This window comes from Halorubrum cibi, assembly GCF_900182635.1.
Lineage (GTDB): Archaea > Halobacteriota > Halobacteria > Halobacteriales > Haloferacaceae > Halorubrum > Halorubrum cibi.
This window is the reverse complement of the sequence record NZ_FXTD01000010.1, coordinates 73,927-91,157: the sequence shown is the minus strand read 5'-3', so window position 1 is coordinate 91,157 and position 17,231 is coordinate 73,927. Positions and strand designations below refer to the sequence as shown.

18 protein-coding genes are annotated in these 17,231 nt (G+C 69.4%); 12 read left to right on the top strand and 6 right to left on the bottom strand.

From position 1 onward, the window contains the following. Positions 1 to 191 precede the first annotated feature (191 nt). From FN829_RS13055 to FN829_RS15965, 4 genes are read left to right on the top strand one after another with little or no spacing between them, the layout of a single operon-like run. Positions 192 to 998 (top strand): hypothetical protein, encoded by an 807-nt coding sequence (locus tag FN829_RS13055; protein WP_142987403.1) that lies wholly within the window; start codon positions 192 to 194, stop codon positions 996 to 998. Next, the gene (locus FN829_RS13050) at positions 995 to 2,506 is read left to right on the top strand and encodes a DUF7467 domain-containing protein (RefSeq protein WP_142987402.1); all 1,512 of its coding nucleotides are present in this window, start codon (positions 995 to 997) and stop codon (positions 2,504 to 2,506) included. The genes FN829_RS13055 and FN829_RS13050 overlap by 4 nt, the downstream gene beginning before the upstream one ends. Further along, a complete protein-coding gene (locus FN829_RS13045) occupies positions 2,503 to 3,714 on the top strand; it encodes a signal peptidase I (RefSeq protein ID WP_142987401.1) in 1,212 nt (403 codons plus the stop codon). The genes FN829_RS13050 and FN829_RS13045 overlap by 4 nt, the downstream gene beginning before the upstream one ends. Next, positions 3,711 to 4,811, top strand: a complete 1,101-nt coding sequence (locus tag FN829_RS15965) for a hypothetical protein (protein ID WP_185955761.1) — start codon at positions 3,711 to 3,713, stop codon at positions 4,809 to 4,811. Before FN829_RS13045 ends, FN829_RS15965 begins: the two co-directional genes overlap by 4 nt. Before the next feature lie 197 nt (positions 4,812 to 5,008). On the opposite strand, the gene FN829_RS13035 is transcribed toward FN829_RS15965, so the two are convergent. Beyond that, positions 5,009 to 5,713: a 6-hydroxymethylpterin diphosphokinase MptE-like protein gene (locus FN829_RS13035; RefSeq protein WP_142987400.1), complete on the bottom strand. Its 705-nt coding sequence runs from the start codon at positions 5,711 to 5,713 to the stop codon at positions 5,009 to 5,011. Positions 5,714 to 5,890: 177 nt separating this feature from the next. Then, the gene (locus FN829_RS13030; protein WP_142987399.1) at positions 5,891 to 7,072 is read right to left on the bottom strand and encodes a dihydropteroate synthase; all 1,182 of its coding nucleotides are present in this window, start codon (positions 7,070 to 7,072) and stop codon (positions 5,891 to 5,893) included. Between the two features lie 581 nt (positions 7,073 to 7,653). Between FN829_RS13030 and FN829_RS13025 the strand changes: the two genes are divergently transcribed. From FN829_RS13025 to FN829_RS13005, 5 genes are all read left to right on the top strand, one after another. Further along, positions 7,654 to 8,103, top strand: coding sequence for an SHOCT domain-containing protein (locus FN829_RS13025; RefSeq protein WP_142987398.1), 450 nt, complete (start codon positions 7,654 to 7,656; stop codon positions 8,101 to 8,103). A 61-nt stretch (positions 8,104 to 8,164) separates the two neighbouring features. Further along, positions 8,165 to 8,764 carry a hypothetical protein gene (locus FN829_RS13020; RefSeq protein ID WP_142987397.1) on the top strand — a complete coding sequence of 200 codons (600 nt, stop codon included), beginning with the start codon at positions 8,165 to 8,167 and terminating at the stop codon, positions 8,762 to 8,764. After that, positions 8,761 to 9,591 (top strand): RNA methyltransferase, encoded by an 831-nt coding sequence (locus FN829_RS13015; protein WP_142987396.1) that lies wholly within the window; start codon positions 8,761 to 8,763, stop codon positions 9,589 to 9,591. The genes FN829_RS13020 and FN829_RS13015 overlap by 4 nt, the downstream gene beginning before the upstream one ends. A gap of 5 nt (positions 9,592 to 9,596) precedes the next feature. Continuing rightward, complete coding sequence (locus tag FN829_RS13010) at positions 9,597 to 10,286, top strand: AzlC family ABC transporter permease (RefSeq protein WP_142987395.1); 690 nt, start codon at positions 9,597 to 9,599, stop codon at positions 10,284 to 10,286. Next, positions 10,283 to 10,639, top strand: coding sequence for an AzlD domain-containing protein (locus tag FN829_RS13005; RefSeq protein ID WP_142987394.1), 357 nt, complete (start codon positions 10,283 to 10,285; stop codon positions 10,637 to 10,639). Before FN829_RS13010 ends, FN829_RS13005 begins: the two co-directional genes overlap by 4 nt. Before the next feature lie 12 nt (positions 10,640 to 10,651). On the opposite strand, the gene FN829_RS13000 is transcribed toward FN829_RS13005, so the two are convergent. The 3 genes from FN829_RS13000 to FN829_RS12990 all read right to left on the bottom strand — a co-directional run bounded on the left by FN829_RS13000 (position 10,652) and on the right by FN829_RS12990 (position 13,374). Then, entirely contained in the window at positions 10,652 to 11,023 is a 372-nt protein-coding gene (locus FN829_RS13000; protein WP_142987393.1) for a hypothetical protein, read from the bottom strand. Positions 11,024 to 11,071: 48 nt separating this feature from the next. Continuing rightward, positions 11,072 to 11,380, bottom strand: coding sequence for a hypothetical protein (locus tag FN829_RS12995; RefSeq protein ID WP_142987392.1), 309 nt, complete (start codon positions 11,378 to 11,380; stop codon positions 11,072 to 11,074). A 68-nt stretch (positions 11,381 to 11,448) separates the two neighbouring features. Further along, positions 11,449 to 13,374: an aldehyde ferredoxin oxidoreductase family protein gene (locus tag FN829_RS12990; protein ID WP_142987459.1), complete on the bottom strand. Its 1,926-nt coding sequence runs from the start codon at positions 13,372 to 13,374 to the stop codon at positions 11,449 to 11,451. Positions 13,375 to 13,680: 306 nt separating this feature from the next. On the opposite strand from FN829_RS12990, the gene FN829_RS12985 reads away from it, so the two are divergent. From FN829_RS12985 to FN829_RS12975, 3 genes are all read left to right on the top strand, one after another. Further along, entirely contained in the window at positions 13,681 to 14,151 is a 471-nt protein-coding gene (locus tag FN829_RS12985; protein WP_142987391.1) for a VanZ family protein, read from the top strand. Continuing rightward, entirely contained in the window at positions 14,133 to 14,591 is a 459-nt protein-coding gene (locus FN829_RS12980) for a hypothetical protein (protein ID WP_142987390.1), read from the top strand. The genes FN829_RS12985 and FN829_RS12980 overlap by 19 nt, the downstream gene beginning before the upstream one ends. A gap of 91 nt (positions 14,592 to 14,682) precedes the next feature. Continuing rightward, positions 14,683 to 15,777, top strand: a complete 1,095-nt coding sequence (locus FN829_RS12975) for an archaeosine biosynthesis radical SAM protein RaSEA (protein ID WP_142987389.1) — start codon at positions 14,683 to 14,685, stop codon at positions 15,775 to 15,777. On the opposite strand, the gene FN829_RS12970 is transcribed toward FN829_RS12975, so the two are convergent. Beyond that, the gene (locus tag FN829_RS12970; protein WP_142987388.1) at positions 15,774 to 17,099 is read right to left on the bottom strand and encodes an MFS transporter; all 1,326 of its coding nucleotides are present in this window, start codon (positions 17,097 to 17,099) and stop codon (positions 15,774 to 15,776) included. The two genes, FN829_RS12975 and FN829_RS12970, sit on opposite strands and share 4 nt — an antisense overlap. Between the last annotated feature and the right edge of the window lie 132 nt (positions 17,100 to 17,231).

Genomic DNA, 17,231 nt, shown 5'->3' with positions numbered 1-17,231 from the left:
GGGATTCGGAGACGATCGACGACGAGAGCGGGGGACGACCTACCTGATAGGCATCCCTTGACGGTCGTTCAATGGCCCAATCAATGTGGTTCGGTATCCGAACCGCTTGGGTAGGAGGCGCATACATACGTACCGAGGACGCGTGGAGACGATCGACGAACCGGCCGTCCGGAGCCGACCACGGAACACGAATGACGAAACGAGACACACATCTGACTCGGCGGCAGGCACTCGCGGGCATCGGAGCCGTCGGCTTCGCCACCCTCGGGATGGCCGGCGGCCGGCCGACGAGCACGCCGGACCAGTACACGAGCTATACCTACGCGCAGTCGGACGTCCCCACGCAGCTCTTGGTCGGCTGGCGCAGCAGATACAACGGTCAGCTCGTCCGGGAGAGCCCGAGCGACGAGGTCACCGACGCGTCGGTCCGCCTCATCGACCAGGAGAACGTCCTCCCGATGGACGCGGGCTCGACGAGCGTCGGCCTCCGGATCGACGATCCGGGCGAGAACGTCCCGGACGGCGTCCGGGTGTGGATGAAGATCGATCCGGAGATCGGAAACGACGCGGCGAGTCAGGCGCTCGCGGAACGGATCGAGATGTCCGTTCGCTACGACACCGGGTTCCTCGGCGTCGGCGGCTGTGCCGGCGCGGAGAACGTCGAGAGCTTTCCGAACTTTCCGACCTTCGGCGACGGGATCTTTTCGGGAACTCTCGCGGAACTCGACGACGACGACCTCGTCGGAGGGATCGAAGTCGATCCCGGTGTCCTCGACAACGGCTGCCTACGACCCGACGAGAGCCGCTGTCTCGCGTTCAACTGGAGATTCCCGATCGGCGAGGGCGGCAACGCCGGGAAGGGCGGCTCCGTCGATTTCGACGTGAAGTTCTACGCGGTCGACTGCGCGTGGGACGGCAACCCGTTCGCGGAACCGGTGCCGGACCACGAGGAATCGGCGGACTCGGCTGACTCGGCTGACTCGGGGGTGTCACAATGACCACCGACGGGAGCGGACGAGGAGATTCCGGACCGGCCGACTTCAGCCGCCGCCGGCTCCTCGCCGGGCTCGGCGGACTGGGCGCGATCGGTGCCGCGAGCGGCGCGGGCACGTTCGCGTACCTCTCCGACGGGGAGACGTTGCCGCGCAACGAGATCGGTGCCGGCGAGGTCGAACTCGACGTGTCGTGTTCGGATTCGAACGGGGACGCGGGCTGTGCCGTCTCGAACGGGACCGTGAGCTACGCGCCCGAGAACCCGATCGACCGCGGCGACTGGGGCGACGTCACGTTCGACGTCTCCGTTCGAACCAACCCGGCGCGCCTCTGGTTCGCGACGACCTGCCCCCGGACGCAGGACCCGCTCGGCAACGCGCTGGAGGTTTCACTCAAGATCGGCGACGACTGGGTGTTCCCGTCCGGGTCGCTCTCGGAGCTCCGCCGCGAGTTCGCCGGCGGACTCCGGGCTGACGACCTCGACGGCGACGCGTGTCTCGACCCCGATGGCGACGGTATCGAGATCGAACTCGCCTGGGAGCTTCCCGAGGACGCGCCGGCCGCCGCGGCCGGGCGGACGACCGAGTTCGAGTTCTTGCTCTATACCGAACAGTGCCGGCACGTCTCCGAGGACGACGCCGCGGGATCGAACCCCTACGCGGAGTTCGGACCGTGTGACGAGCCGCAGGAGGAGTGTCCGAACTGTGACCCGGTTGGGAAGGCCAACATCGACGGAGACGTCGTCATCAGCGACATCGACGACGTCTCGACGTGGCTCCCGATCGACGAGGGTCAACTCGCCGGCAACGCGTACCTCTTCGTCACCGACGTCGAGGACAAGGACGGCGGCGAGGCCGTCGGCGTCAGCTTCGAGCTCGTGGACGCGAACGGCGACCCGGCCGGACGGCTCTGTGAGGTCCGTATCAAGGGCGGAAACGACACGAAGACGTACCCGATCGAGCCGCCGAGCAACGACACGAGTGAGATACTGTACTCGCCGGAGGGTCCGGGGAATGGTGGTCTCGCCGGAATCAGCAACATCCAGATCGACGTCTGCGTCGACGATGACGGCGAGAACGGCGATGACGACCACGACGATCCGGGCGACTGCGAGTGCGGCGGAAACGTCCGGTACCGTGACCTGACGTTCCGATACGACGGCGGATCCGACGCCACCATCCGGGTCACCACCCAGCGGACGGGCGGCGGAAACGAGGTCGTGTTCGAGGACGCGACGATCGCGCCCGGTGGAACGTTCACCGCCGACGGCAGCGACGTCTCTCAAGCGTGGGGGAACGTCGGAACGAGCCTCGGACAGAACACGACGATCGAGATCGTCGACGGCGACGATGAAGGTGCCTCGGAGAGCGTGGAGATCCACACCAGCTGCTCGGAGGTCCTTACGATCGGAGACGCGTTCGGCTCCGACGGATCGGGAGGAACGCTCTACGAACTCGTCGGCGGGACGTTTACCGACGAAAACGCGCTCTGCGACTCGGAGGACCTACGATGAACTCACCTATCACGTTCAAACGCTTTGCCAACCTGCTCGGGATCGCCCTGCTGATCGCGGTCGTCGCGCCCTTCGTGGTGTACGCGGTGCCGGCGGTCGTCGGGGCGGAGTACAGCTTCGTCGTCCTGACGGCGAGCATGACGCCCGCGATCGCCCCCGGCGACGTGGTCGTCGTCGACGAACGCGACGCGGCGGCGATCGGCGAGGGCGACGTGATCACGTTCGTCCGCGGCGAGAGCGAGGTGCCGGTGACACACCGCGTGATCGGGGTGACGGGAACCGGCGGAGAGGTCGCCTTCGAGACGAAGGGCGACGCCAACGAAGGGCCGGACTCCGCGTTGGTGCCCGCCTCGAACGTCCTCGGCGCGGTGGCGTTCTCGATCCCGTACATCGGGTACGTGATCCAGTTCACCGACTCGCCGGCGGGGTTCACCCTGCTCGTCGTCCTGCCGTTCGCCTTGCTCGCGCTCTCGGAGGTCTGGAGCCTCTACGGCTCTCGAACCGGGCGCGGCGGGGACTCGACGGCGGCCGGATCGGCCGTCGTCGACGCCGACGCGGACGCGGAAGCGATGGACACGCAGACGACGGCTACGACTGCCGCGGCCGCGACAGAATCCGCCCAAAGCGAGTCCGACGCGGCCGACGAGCCGGGATTCGTCGTGACGAACCGGACGGTGGAGGGGGCCGTCGGCGTCCTCCTGGCGTTCGTCCCGTACGCGGCGTACACGGCGTACACGCTTCAGACCGCTCTCTCCATCGCGGTCGCGGTCGGAACCGGCATGACGCTCCTGATGGCCGGCGTACTCCTCGTCACGTCCGGCGACGGCGAGGGACCGTCCAACGACCTGTCCCGCTCGGCGGACGACGGCGGAGATGACACGGGCGACGGAAGCAGCGGAGACGGCGGAGACGGCGGAGACGGCAGAGCCGACGGGGACGACGGGGACCGCGACGCCGACCGCGACGCCCCCGCCGAGGGCGACGACGCCGGATCGGACGCCGACGGTGACGACCTCGAGGACTTCGACGATCACGAGAACGATCGCCCCGGCGGATCGAGGGGAACCGACGATGGAAATCCGATGGGGATCTTCGAGCGGCCCCTGATCGCGCCCGCCGCGGACGGCGGGTCGGAGGCGGTCGTCGAGGCCGGCGAGCCCGACGAGATCGCCGAGGCCGCCGAGGCCGACGACGAGGAGGGACGATGACCCGCCCCGCGTCGGTCGTGACGGTCGCCGTTCTCGTGTTACTCGCGGGGTTCGGCGGCGGAGCCGGGACGCTCGCAGTGTTCTCGGACGAGGTCACCGTCCAGGGGAACTTCGCGAGCGTCGACGAGTTCGAGCAACTCGAATCCGAGGAGAGCTCCGTGGAGAACGGATCGCAGACGACGCAGACGAACGACTCCACGGTCGGGAACGAGACGGCCGAGGGTGACGACGAGAATGACACCAGTCGGGGCAACGGAAACGGTGCCGACCGGGGTGAAAAGAAGGGCGTCGGCCAGGGCAACAGCGTCGGAACCACCCGAACCTCCGTCGATGGAGGCGCTGAGACCCCCGAGATAGACGGCAACGACGTCGGCGACGGCGATAGTGACGCCAACGATGCCGACGCCGACGGCGATAGTGACGCCAGCGATGCCGACGCCGACACCGGTGGCGATCCCGACGACGGAGCCGCCGGCGACGACGAATCGACGAACGAGACGGCCTCCGAGACGGAATCGGAGCAACCGACGAAGCCGGAGAACGATACGGAGAGCGACGAGAACGGCGACGTCGAGAACGACGAGAGGACGGCCGGAAGCGACGAGGACGCCGCCGGTGACGGCGGGGAAGACGGAGGCAACGGGGCTGACGCCGGTGATGACTCCGACGCCGGTGACGACTCTGATTCCGGTGATGGCCCCGACGAAAGAAGCGAAAGCGACGACATCGGCGACGAGGGCGACGGAGACGACGCCGATGACGAGACGGACGGAACGGACGACGCGCAGAACCCAGAACCGGAGGACGACTCCGATGGGATCGACGGCGAGGACGACGAGAGCGGTGATGACGGGACGACGAACACCGAAAACGGTGAGACCGAAGGGATCGATACCACCGACGGCGACGGTGTCGAGAGCGGTGACGACGAGAGCGGTGACGACGAAACGGGGACGTCCGAGGACGGGAACGACGACGGTGACGGCAGCGACGGCGGAACCGCCGACGCGGACGATGACGAAAGCGACGACGACACCGGCGACACCAGCGATGATACCGGCGACGAAACCGGAGGTGACGATGGGCGATCGGCGTGAGGAGCGCTGCGTTCCGAAGGGTCGCCGGACCTCCTTTCGACGGCGGAACGGTCACCGACCCGGACGACCGTCCTCGCTCGGGACGCGATCGTGGATAACGAAGCGTCGCGTGCTCCTGGCGCTTTTCACCGGGCTCCTGGCGCTCTTCGGCTACGGACTCGTTTTCGAGCTCTGAGACGGCCCCTCCCGCGCTCGACTCACTCCGCGAGCAGCGCGTCGACCTCGTGACGGACCCGCTCGCGCCGGTCGTCGAGGACGGCGAACCGCTCGCCGCGAAGCCGCTCCAACCAGCCCAGCAGCCGGGCGGCCCACTCCAGTTTCCGCGTCTTCATCGGGTCTACGTCCGGATCGTCGAAGTTCCAGCCCGGGAAAGTCAGCCGTCCCGCTCCGACGTGGTCCGCGAGGAACGCGGCGCGGTCGCCGTCGGTGAACCCGCCGACGTTGCGGACCGGACCGACGGGAGCCGCCTGAGTCGTCGTCAGGGTGTGGTCGGCGTCGAACCGGGGGAGCCACTCGCGGACCGCCGGGACGTTGTCGCCGTGCGCGTGTGCCGCGACCGGCACGCCCCGTTCCGTCAGTTCGACCGCAGTCTCGGGGTTCTTGTCGAGATCGGTGACCAGGCAGTCGACGGCGACGCCCGCCTCGAGGAGCACGTCCGCCGCCGTCGACGCGGCGACGACGACGTCGGCCTCGCGGGCGATTCGGATCTCCGCGTCCTCGCGGAGGCGCGGCGCGCCGCCCGCGACGGCGACGGTTCGACCCTCCCAGTCGTCGAACCGCGAGAGGTCGAACGGCGTCGACGACTCGGCCGCGACGTCGCGGGCTCGCTCGTCAGCGTCGCGATCGAACCCGAAATCGATCAGTATCGCCTCGTAGACCGGTTCGAAAGTGTCGAAGTTCACGGGATCACCTCCGGCGTCGCGTCGATCGGTCGGCGGGTCGCGTCGTCGGGACGGCGCAGCCGCTCACGGTGGTGAATATGGTATGGGCCGAAGTGGCACAGAGTACCCCTACCCGCGTGCCCCTTCGGCGTCCGGTTGAAGCGTTGTCCACACGACGGCATAAACTTTCTCTTACTTCTAGGTGTCGCCGATCGTCGTGAGAGTGGCGTCGAGCGCCTCCGAAACCCCGGAAACGGCCGACACGACCGACGAGATCCCCGCGGTCGTGCCGACGAGGACGCCCCGAGTCGCGGCCCCGGGGGCGGCGTGTCGACTCCCGTGGTCTCCGTCGTCTGCTCGCCCGACCGCGAACGCGGCGGCGTCCCCGTCGGCGGCCGTTCGGAGCGCGCCGACGGCCTCGGCCGGGAGCCCCGACAGCTCGTAGGTGTGGACGACGGACTCTTCGGCGACCTCGCGGGAGGCACCGAGCCGGTCGAGGTGGCGCTCGGCCTCGCGGACCGTGGTCACGTCCAGCTCCTCGACCGCCACCGGGCCGTCGCGGCGGTGTCGTCTCCTGGAGAACGCCTCGCCGATCAGGGCCGCGTCCCGCGTCTCGGCCACGTCGTGGGTTCGGATCACGTGCGCGCCGCGCTCGACGGCCATCGAGGTGGCCGCGAGCGAGACCGGGAGCGCCTCCTCGGTGGTTCGGCCGGCGATCGTCTTGAGGAAGCTCTTGCGGTTGATCGAGACGAGAAGCGGGCGGCCGTAACCGCGGAACTCCCGCAGGCGGCGAAACGTCTCGCGGTCGTCGGCGTGGGTCTTGGCCTCCGACCAGCCGCCGAAGGCGGGGTCGAGGATCGTCTTGTCGGTGAACCCGTTCATCGAGAGCGCGTCGTAGATCTCCTCCACGTCCTCTATCGCGCCCGGCCGTTCGAGATCCGGCGGCGAGGCCATCTTCGAGACGGCGGCGTCGTGCTCCCGGCAGACGCGGGGCATCTCCGGGTCGGCGAACCCGCAGACGTCGTTGACCATGTCGAACCCGCGCGAGAGCGCCTCGTCGGCGACCTCGTGGTACCGGGTCTCGATCGACCAGACCGCGTCGCCGGAGGTCGACTCGAGCGTCTCGACCGCGACGTCGAGCCGCTCCAGTTCCGCCTCCGCGGAGAGTACGTCGAGATCCTTGTTCGCGGACTCGAGGCCCACGTCGACGATGTCGGCGCCCTCGTCGATCAGCTCCTCGTCGACGTACTCCGCCGCCTCGCCCGGGTCGTCGTACACGCTCGGGTCGTACGGCGACTCCGCCGAGACGTTCAACACGCCCATGATCCGGGGCGGGTGGTCGTCGCCGATCCCGAGCCCCGCGGCGTCCACGTTTCGCATACCGGATCGAGGGTCGCGACTCTTAAAGCCCGCCCGAAACCGGCGGGCGAGGGGACGGGCGAGACGAAGAGCGATCCACCGTAACGATCCGTCGTGCGGTCGGCGCGTGCCGTGAGCGGCCCACCGGGCCGCGAACGACGCGCGCGAGGGAGTCGACCGGCCGGAGCAACGCGGAGGACGGTCGACGAGGCTGGGGAGGCGTGAGGTGCGGGGCTGTGTGGTCGGGTGGGACTCAAAGGGGCAGTCCCGGCGGCTCCGCCGCCGGCTGCCAGAGGCGCGTAGCGCCTCGCTGCCGCGAGGACGAAGCACGGTGACGTAAGGACCACAAGGAGTGAGCGAAGCGAACGACCGAGGACCGCAACGAACCGCGCGAGTCGTCGCGGCTGGGGCTTTGGACGTGTTCACCGCGTTAGCAACTGTGTATGGCCGAGGGACTGGGGCTTTGTGGACGTTCTCCGCGGTCACGGTTCCCGTGTTCAGCCGAGCGGTAGCGGTCGTGAACGAGAATACAGCGGCAGAAACGGGATCGTCCTTCTAGTACCGACGGTACCGTTTTGTCCGTCTCCGCCGAACCCGGGCGTATGACCGACTCGTCCCCGCTCGATCGCGCGAAGGAGAACGCGACCGAGATCGCCTCGACCGTGGTCACGGGCGTCTGGCTGGCCGCGCTCCTCCTCGATTTCGGGTGGTGGCTCCCGCTCATGCTGTTCGGCTACGTCGTGGTCGTCCCGATGGTCTCGATGCTCTTCGACGACGAAGAGGAAGAGGAAGCCGACGAGAGGGCGGAGAGCGAATCGGAAGCGAACCGGACCGAACCCGCGACTGACCGGGATCAAAGCGAGGACGCCGGCGAGGGCAACGCCGACGCGATCGACCGCCTCAGAACCCGATACGCCGAGGGTGACCTGACCGACGAGCAGTTCGAGCGCAAGCTGGACAAACTTCTGGAGACCGAAACGCCGGAGGACGCGGCGGAGTGGCGGGAGCGGGAGCACGACCGGGAGCACGCGCTCGATCGCGACCGATCCTGAGATTCCGGAACCACAGGCCCGGAAGGACGCGCTTTTATCGCCGCCGCGACAAGCCCCGGACATGGCGAAAGTGAGCATCGGCCTCCGCGGCTGGCGGTTCGACGAGGAGGAGATCATCTCCGAGGACGGCGAGTTGCGCCCCCTCGAGGAGATCCCCGAGGAGCCCAGAGAGCGGCTCGTGCGACTCGTCGGACTTCTCGAGGAGCCGTGTGACGTCTGTTATCTCGAGTACGGCGAGGAGGAGGTTCACCGCAGCAAGGAGGCGGAGATCGTGTACGGCGAACCGGGCGGGGAGGTCCTGCTCTGTGCCGACCACGAGCCCGACTTCATCTACTGGTTCCGCGAGGCCGGCGGCAGCGAGCACAAGGGCAGCCAGGAGTTCGGCGACCGGTTCCACGAGTGGGTCGCCGCCGGCAACGAGGCCCCCGACGGCTACGCGTCGGTCGAGCACGTCGAGGAGGATCCCGAGGGGCTTCCCGACCTCCCGGACCAGCACGAGGTTCAAAAGCGCCTCGAGGAGAACTTCGAGGGCGACCGCATCGACATCCGCGCGCTCGCCGGCGAGACGTCCGACGAGGACGACGAGGACGACCGCCTCAGCGAGGAAGAGCTGGCCGACTCCGACGTCGACCTCTCGACGGAGTACCCATCGAACCGATGAGCGAGGGGAACGCGGGAGACACGGAGCGCGCCGACGAGGCCGTCGAGGACTCGTCGACGCGCCGAAAGCCGGTCGTGGTCGTCGTGGAGCCGGAGACGCCGGGCAACGTCGGCACCATCGCGCGGGCGATGAAGAACTTCGGCCTCCACGATCTCAAGCTGGTCGATCCACCCGAACTGGACGAGGACGGCGAGGCGTACGGCTTCGCCGGCCACGCCCGCGAGGACGTCCTACCGAACGCCGACGAGGTGACCTTCGAGGAGGTCGTCGAGAACTACCACACCGTGGGTACCACCGCGATCACCGGAGAGGACGACCGGAGCCACGAGCGCTGGCCGTTCAAGACGCCCGTCGAGCTTCGCGAGTCGCTCGCGACCGTCGACGCGCCGACCGCGATCGTCTTCGGCCGCGAGGGCCGCGGACTCAACAACGAGGAGCTCTCCCGGCTCGACGAGGTGTGTTCGATCCCCGCCGCCGACGACTACCCGGTCCTCAACCTCGGGCAGGCGGCGACGGTGCTGTTGTACGAGCTCCGCGACCTCACCGTCGAGGAGACGCAGCTTCCGGACACCGCGGTCACTCGCGCGCCCGAGGCCGACGTGGAGCGACTCCACGACCTCTTCGGCGATTTCCTCGAGTCGACGGGCCAGCGTGAGCACCGCCGCGAGAAGAACGCGCTGTTGTTGCGTCGGCTGCTCGGCCGCGCGCACCCGACCGAGCGGGAGGTCCACTCGCTTCTCGGCACCGTGCGGAAGGCGACGACGAAGCTGGAACACGCCGACTACCTCGCCGCCAAACACGACGAGCCGGCCTACCCCCGCGAATGACCGGCATGAACGGGGGCGTCCTCGACGAGGACCTGATCGCCGGCATGCGCGACGTGACGCCCCTCATGCTCGGGATCGTCCCGTTCGCGCTCGTCGCCGGGATCGCCGCCGTCGACGCGGGGCTCACGTTGGCGGAGGCGGTCGGGCTATCGGTGATCGTGTTCGCGGGCGCGTCCCAGCTCGCCGCGATCGACCTCCTCGGGTCGAACGCGCCGCTCGCGGTCGTGATCGGCACCGCGGTCGTGATCAACCTCCGGATGATGATGTACTCGGCGTCGATCGCGCCGTACTTCGCCGACTACGCCCGCCGGACGCGGGCCGGGCTCGCGTACCTGCTCACGGACCAGGCGTACGCGCTCTCGATCGCCGAGTACGAGCGGAACGACGACCGCAGCCGGTGGCGCTACTACCTCGGCGCGGCGGCGTCGCTGTGGGTCGTCTGGCAGATCGGAACGGTGGTCGGCGTCGTCGTGGGCGCGGGCGTTCCCGACGCGTGGGGACTCACTTTCGCCGTGCCACTCGTGTTCCTCGCGCTGTTGGTCCCCGCGATGAAGGACCGTCCGACGACGGCCGCGGGGATCATCGGCGGCGCGATCGCGGTCGTCGCCGGCGGACTCCCGCTCAACCTCGGCCTGCTGGTCGGCGCGCTGTGCGGGATCGCCGCCGGGATGGCGACGGAGGTGACGGCGTCGTGACGGGCGGGGTCGGCGCGGTCGTCAGCGACCCGCGCGTCTGGGTGGCCATCGTCGTGATCGGAGCGTTCACCTACGGGATCCGGCTCTCCTTCATCCACCTGTTCGGTCGGATCGACGAGGTGCCGTCGGGAGTCAAGCGGCCGCTGCGGTACGTCCCGCCCGCGGTGTTGGCGGCGCTCGTTCTCCCCGACCTGGTGACGGTGGGCCCCTCGGTCGCCGCGACGCTCTTCGACGAGCGGCTGATCGCCGGGCTCGTCGCCGGCGCGGTCGCGTGGCGGACGGAGAACGTGTTCGCGACCATCGCGGCCGGCATGGGCGCGCTGTGGCTGCTCCGGTTCGTCGTCCTCGCGTGACCTCCCCAATTTTCACCCGGAGAGCCGTTCGGGATCCCGCCGGGCGAGGAGGAAGATGACGACGCCGCAGACGACCCCGAACCCGACCGCGCCCGAGGCGCTCACGAACGGACGCGCCGGCGGGACGGAATACGACACCGCGGCCGCGGCGAGCACCGCGTAGCCGACCGCCGAGACGCCGAGGAGGACTGGACGCAGGCCGGGACGATCCCAGAGGCGGACCCACGTCGCGACTCCCGCGACCGCGCCCGCGACGACGCCGATCGGCAGCCCGACGAGCGCCGAGAAGGCGATCCGGGCCGAAAGCACCTCCGTGAGGACCGCAGTGACGACGAGGAACGTCGTCAACGCGGTCCCCAACGTCGCGACGAATCGACCGGTCATACCGTCGGGTTCGCCGTGATCGCATATAAACTGTCCCGCGAGGGCCGGCTACCGCTCGCGCTCCGTGAGACGGTTCGGATCCGTCCCGCTCGACGCGTCGCGGGCGACGGCTTCACCCGACTCGCGTTCCGCCGCGTCGGCGAACCGCTGTGCCGCGTCGGCGATCGAATCGAGGACGGCGAACGTCCGGTACGAGAGGTACGCGCCGACCGACAGGGATCCGGCGACGAGGACGCCGAGGAGCAATTCGGCGACGATCAGGACCCCGTACACGAGCGCGAGGAGGCTCACGGCGGCGAGAACGGCCCCGGTTCGCGTTCGGAGGGCCTCGCGAGGGGAGAGCGGGTCGTGGGCCATGCCCGGGGCTACCGCGGCCGGCTACTTAAAAAGTGAAGGCGGACGCCCCGGCCGCGCGGGCGGAGCGTTCAGTCGTCGGCGGGCGCTGCCGAGTCGCCGGCGGAGACGCCGGTTCCGGGGCCGATGTCGATCCCGAGCTCGTCGAGCTTCTCGTCGGGGACGACGCCGTCGACCCAGCCGCGATGCTCGTAGTACTCCTCCTTCATGAGGTCGAGCTCCGCGAGTTCGCCCTCGCTCGCGCCCTGACCGGGGATCGCGTCGGGGTGACCCTCCACAAACCGGCCGGGGAGGCTGTCGTCCTCGCCGTCGAAGCCCGCGAGGTTGTTGAAGTAGCGCTCGAGGTTGTAGATCCGCTCGCCCGCCTCGAACAGCTCGTCCTCCGTGACCTCGCGACCGGTCATGCCGCTGTACTGGAGGACGTACTCCTCTATCCCCTCCGCGAACGCGTTGAACTTGCAGATGTCGAAGGAGTCGGAGATCGCGTGGAGGTCCTGGAAGGTGGCGGTGAGTTCGCCCTTCCCCTCCCACTCGTAGGGATCGACCTTCTCGGGGATCCCGAGGATCTCCGCCGCGGGCGTGTACCCGCGAAGGTGACACGCGCCGCGGTTCGAGGTGGCGAAGGCGATCGCCATCCCCTTCATACAGCGCGGGTCGTACGCCGCGATGCTCTGGCCCTTGACCGAGAGCTTGTTGTCGTGTGCGTCCTTGCGCTCGCCGACCCGGTCGGGACCCTCCGCGAGGAGGTCGCCCAGTTCGGTCGAGCGGTTGCCGATCTCGTCGATGAGGTCGATCATCCGCTCGGAGTCGCCCCAGTCGATGCCGACGTCGAGTTTCCCCTCCTCGGTCATCTCCATCGCCATCGCCATCGTGTTGCCGACCTCGATGGTGTCGACGCCCACGTCGTTACACCGCTCGAGCATCAGGGCGATCTCGTCGCGATCGGTGTGCCCGGAGTTCGGGCCGAGCGCCCACGCGGACTCGTACTCGTACGACTCCGTGCGGACGTTCATGTCCTGGCCCTTGTGGTGGAGCTGTACCTCGACCTCCTTCTTACAGGCGACCGGACAGGAGTGACACGTCGGCTCGTCGACGAGGATGTTCTCGCGGACGTTCTCGCCGGAGACGCGCTCGGCGTCGACGTCGATCCCCTCGGTCCCGTTGTACGCCTCCGTGGAGGTGTACTTCGCGTTCTTCGTCGGCAGCCCGTCCATCTCCTCGGTCGCGTTCATCAGGACGTTCGTGCCGTACATCGAGAGCCCGCCCTCGTTGGGCGCGGTGACGTCCGACTCCCGGATGACCTCCATCGCCTGCTGGTACCCCTCCTTGAACGTCTCGGGGTCCGCCGGCTTCGGCATGTCCGTGCCGCTCTTGACGACGACCGCCTTCACGTTCTTCGAGCCCATCACCGCGCCGGTGCCGCCGCGGCCCGAGGCGCGGTCGTCCTCGTTCATCACGCAGGCGTACCGGACGCCGTTCTCCCCGCCCTGGCCGATCGCCATCACGGAGAGGTTCTTCCCGACCGACCCCTCGACCTCCTCGCCGAGCGTGTCGATCGTGTCGTGGACGCCCTTCCCCCAGACGTGGGAGGCGTCGCGGACCTCCACGTCGCCGTCCTCGACCATGAGGTAGACGGGGTCGTCGCTCGCGCCGTCGAGCAGGATCCCGTCGAGTCCGGCCCACTTGAGCCGCGCGCCCGACCAGCCGCCGTGGTGCGAGTCGGTGACCGTCCCCGTCAGCGGGGACTTCGTCACCAGCGCGATCCGCCCGCTCATCACGGTCTGCGTGCCCGTGAGCGGCCCGGTCATGAACGCCAGCCGGTTGTCCGGACCCATCGGGTCGACGTCGGGGCCGGCGTCGAAGACGTACTTGACGCCCAGCCCGCGCGCGCCGATGTACTTCTCGGCGTCCTCGTCGTCGATCCCGCGGTACTCGACCGCTCCCTCGCCGAGATCGACCTGTGCAACTCGGTCTCTGTAGCCGCCCATTTCAGTCATGTAATGCTCGTTCATTATAAACGGCCCACAGCGTGTTAGGTCTTCACGTCTCGACGAAACCTATATCAGTTACATGGGTCCCGGAGATTCGGACCGCTCCGCCGGGAGGAACGGACGCGCCGACACGAACCCATCTCCCGTTTCGGACCGGAGACGCTCCGGGAACGTTCCCGGCGCACGGACGTTCACATGGGTGGTTTCGCGAGCGATCCACGGCGATCGCGACGGACGTAGCCGCGCTCCGGTCGGGACGGGCCGGTCGCGGACCTCGCGAAGAGCTATCCGACCCCCGGTCGAAGGGGGGCCGTGAGCGACTCGAATCGCGACGGAGCCTCGGGCACGCACCGGGACCCGTCACGCGGGAGTCCCCGGGATCGCTGGCGCCCGGCGATCGCCTTCGCCGCCGTCGTGCTCACCGCGTCGGTCGTCCCCGTTCCGGGCGGGGGTAGCGGGGGCTCCGGGCTCGGCCTCGGCCTCCTCGGGCCCGTCGCCGCCGCGATCGCTCCGACGGATCCGTTCCACTTCGTCGGCTACGCGGTCCTCGCCGCGCTGTCGGCGCGCGCGACGGGCTACGGAGTCCGGGGACTGGTCGTCGCCGCGGCGGTCGCGGTCGCCTTCGGCTTCGGCGTGGAGGTAGTCCAGACGGCGATCCCCTGGCGGACGTTCGCGTGGCGGGACTCGCTCGTCAACGCGGTCGGGGCGATCGTGGGCGTCGTCGAGAGGTGGATATTTGGGCCGTCCCGACGAGACGCCGACGCATGGTCCCCACCGAGCTGACCGTCCTCTCCGCGTTCGCCGCCGTCGTGTTGTTCGCCTGGTCACCGCTCCTGGCCGTGGAACGGCTCCGCGCGCTGTTCGCGTGGCCGACGCGAACCCTCCTCGCGAACTACCTCGTCATCGGGGCGGTCGTGGCCGTGGTTCAGGTCGCATCGTACTTCGGCGTGGTCCTGCTCGTCGCCGGAACCGGCTCCGTCACGGGCGGTGAGGCGGCCGGGATCGTCGCCGGCGTCGTCGCCGCGAACCTCCTCGTACCGGGCGCGGCCGCGGTCGCCTGTCTGCGGCTCCTCCCCGCTCGCGACGTCTGGTCGCCCGACTCGCGATCCGGACTTGACGGGCGGATCGCGCTCGCGGTCGGCGTCGGCTGGTACGCCGTCGTCGCGTCGGCGACCTTCCTCGCGTTCGCGCTCGGGATCATGTTCGCCAACCTGCCGACGTGACACCGCGCGGTCTCGGCCGCGATCGACGAGCGCCCTCGACGGTCCTCGCCGTGACGACACGGCTTTACGCGCTCGGCCGCTCTCCCCGACAATGAGTCAACCGAGCCCCGAGGCGTACGAGCAGGGGCGCGGCATGGACGCGCACAACGCGGTCATGCGCGACATCCGCGCGGAGCGGTCCGAGACGTACGACCCGACGGAGCCGACCAGGGTCTGGATCGACGAGGACAACACCCCCGACGGGGTGGTGAACTCGCTCACGATCATCCTGAACACCGGCGGCTGCCGCTGGGCCCGCGCCGGCGGCTGTACCATGTGCGGGTACGTCGCCGAGTCCGTCGAGGGCGGGAGCGTGAGCCACGAGGACCTGCTGACCCAGATCGAGGCGTGTCTCGACCACGAGCGCGAGAACGCCGAGGAGCCCGCCGAACTGATCAAGATCTACACCTCCGGGTCCTTCCTCGACGAGCGCGAGGTCCCCGCCGAGACGCGGCGGGCGATAGCCGAGACGTTCGCCGACCGCGACCGGATCGTCGTCGAGTCGTTGCCGGACTTCGTCGACCGCGAGAAGGTCGGCGACTTCGCCGAACACGGGATCGCGACGGACGTGGCCGTCGGGCTGGAGACCGCGACCGACCGGGTCCGCCGCGACTGCGTGAACAAGTACTTCGACTTCGCCGACTTCGAGGACGCCTGCGCGGAGGCGGCCGCCGCGGACGACGCCTTCGAGGCCGACGTGGGCGTGAAGGCGTACCTCCTCCTGAAGCCGCCCTTCCTCGCGGAGCCCGAGGCCGCCGCGGACATGGTCGACTCGATCCGCCGCTGTGCCGCCGTCGACGGCTGTCACACCGTCTCGATGAACCCGACGAACGTCCAGCGGTACACGATGGTCGACGAGCTGTTCTTCGAGGGCGGCTACCGCCCGCCGTGGCTCTGGACGGTCGCGCACGTGCTCGAGGAGACCGCCGACGTCGACGCCATCGTCGTCTCCGACCCGGTGGGGCACGGCTCGGACCGGGGCGCACACAACTGCGGCGAGTGTGACGACCGGGTCCAGACCGCGATCAAGGACTTCGACAAACGCCAGGATCCGAGCGTCTTCGAGCAGGTCTCCTGTGCGTGTGAGGACACGTGGGATCTCGTCATGGCGGAGGAGACGAGCTACAACATGCCGCTGGCCCGCTAGCTCCGGTTCTCCTCTCGCCGACCCTTCTCCTCGTGAGGGCGCACCTCGTCCCGGCGGACGCACCGCCGAAGCCAGAGCACGCCCGCCGCGCCGACGAGCACCAGCCCGCCGGCGACGGCGAACCCCAGTTCGTAGCTCGTCGCGGCGAGCCGGCCGCCGATCACGCTCCCGACGGCCCCGGCGAGCGCGCTGAGCGCGGCGTACACGCCGAGCGCCTCCCCGCGGATCGACGTCGGCGCGAGCCGGGTCACGAGCGTTCCCGCCGTGACGGCGATCACCGCCCAGGTGAATCCGATGACGCCGAACACGACGCCCGCGGCGACGAGCCCGAACAGGGACGCGCCGAGGACAGCCCCGACGACGGCGACGAGCGGGAACGCGACGCCCCGAACCGCGAGTCCCGCGGCCTGGAGCGACATCGGGTCGTGTCGCCCCGAGAGCGTCCCCGCCCGCTCGAAGAGGACCGCCGAGGCGACGCTGCTGACGAGATACAGGGCGAACACGCCGTCCGATCCGATCCCGACGTCCGTGAGGAACGCCGGAAGCGGCGCGAAAAAGGCGGAGAAGCCGGTGAAAAACAGCGAGAGCGCGCCGAAGTAGAGCGCGAGCGTCGGGGTGAACCGCTCGGTCAGCCGCTCCGGGTGGAGTCGCCGGAAGTCGGCACGACCGACCGCGAACGGGAACGTCGCCGCCCGGACGCTGAAGCGATTCGCCCGCCGGAGCGCGCGTCGAAGCCGTCGCGGCGACACGTCCGCCGAATCGGCGTCGGGCGGGAGCCACCGAACCGAGGCGAAGAGCCCGCCGCCCGCGAGGGCGGCGAGGGCGAGGACGAGCCCGCCGATCCCGCTCGCGTCGCCGAGGCGGGCCGCCGCTCCGGTCCAGACCGTTCCGAGGAGAAGCCCGAGCGCCCACCCGACTCCCTGGTACTCGTTCAGTTCGCCGATCCGCGCGCTCCACTCGTTCTCTGGTGCGCCGGCGACCGCGAGCAGGGTGACGACGGGCGTCGCGGAGGCGAACGCGAACCAGACGACGCCGTTGGCCGCGATCACGGCCGGGATCGACTCGAGGGCGGGAAGGAGTGCGAGCGTCGCCGCGAGGAGCGCGAGCGCGCCGAGCACGAGCCCCCGTCGCCGTCCCGTCCGATCGGCGAGCCGGCCGAAGACGAGCGCGCCCGGAACGCCGACCGCTGCCGCGACCGCCGCGAGGGTCCCGAGCGTGGCCGCCGACCCGCCGAGTTCGACGACGTACAGCGGGACGACGAGCGACGCGCCCCCGAAGGCGACCGCGGCGAGCCCCCACGCGTACAGCCACGGTTTCGACATACGGTCCACGACGCTGTCGGGGACACATAATACGGCGGGAAATTCAAGCCGAGGGGCGACGTACGAGCGGGCATGGTTCGAACGCACGCGGTCGACGCGCCAACCAGGGTGGACGGCTCCCGCCCCTGAGGT

Bases quoted from the DNA above. Each gene is read 5' to 3' on its own strand.
- FN829_RS13055 (WP_142987403.1), top strand. From the start codon at position 192: ATGACGAAACGAGACACACATCTGACTCGGCGGCAGGCACTCGCGGGC.
- FN829_RS13050 (WP_142987402.1), top strand. From the start codon at position 995: ATGACCACCGACGGGAGCGGACGAGGAGATTCCGGACCGGCCGACTTC.
- FN829_RS13045 (WP_142987401.1), top strand. From the start codon at position 2,503: ATGAACTCACCTATCACGTTCAAACGCTTTGCCAACCTGCTCGGGATC.
- FN829_RS15965 (WP_185955761.1), top strand. From the start codon at position 3,711: ATGACCCGCCCCGCGTCGGTCGTGACGGTCGCCGTTCTCGTGTTACTC.
- FN829_RS13030 (WP_142987399.1), bottom strand. From the start codon at position 7,072: ATGCGAAACGTGGACGCCGCGGGGCTCGGGATCGGCGACGACCACCCG.
- FN829_RS13025 (WP_142987398.1), top strand. From the start codon at position 7,654: ATGACCGACTCGTCCCCGCTCGATCGCGCGAAGGAGAACGCGACCGAG.
- FN829_RS13020 (WP_142987397.1), top strand. From the start codon at position 8,165: ATGGCGAAAGTGAGCATCGGCCTCCGCGGCTGGCGGTTCGACGAGGAG.
- FN829_RS13015 (WP_142987396.1), top strand. From the start codon at position 8,761: ATGAGCGAGGGGAACGCGGGAGACACGGAGCGCGCCGACGAGGCCGTC.
- FN829_RS13010 (WP_142987395.1), top strand. From the start codon at position 9,597: ATGAACGGGGGCGTCCTCGACGAGGACCTGATCGCCGGCATGCGCGAC.
- FN829_RS13000 (WP_142987393.1), bottom strand. From the start codon at position 11,023: ATGACCGGTCGATTCGTCGCGACGTTGGGGACCGCGTTGACGACGTTC.
- FN829_RS12995 (WP_142987392.1), bottom strand. From the start codon at position 11,380: ATGGCCCACGACCCGCTCTCCCCTCGCGAGGCCCTCCGAACGCGAACC.
- FN829_RS12990 (WP_142987459.1), bottom strand. From the start codon at position 13,374: ATGACTGAAATGGGCGGCTACAGAGACCGAGTTGCACAGGTCGATCTC.
- FN829_RS12980 (WP_142987390.1), top strand. From the start codon at position 14,133: ATGGTCCCCACCGAGCTGACCGTCCTCTCCGCGTTCGCCGCCGTCGTG.
- FN829_RS12975 (WP_142987389.1), top strand. From the start codon at position 14,683: ATGAGTCAACCGAGCCCCGAGGCGTACGAGCAGGGGCGCGGCATGGAC.
- FN829_RS12970 (WP_142987388.1), bottom strand. From the start codon at position 17,099: ATGTCGAAACCGTGGCTGTACGCGTGGGGGCTCGCCGCGGTCGCCTTC.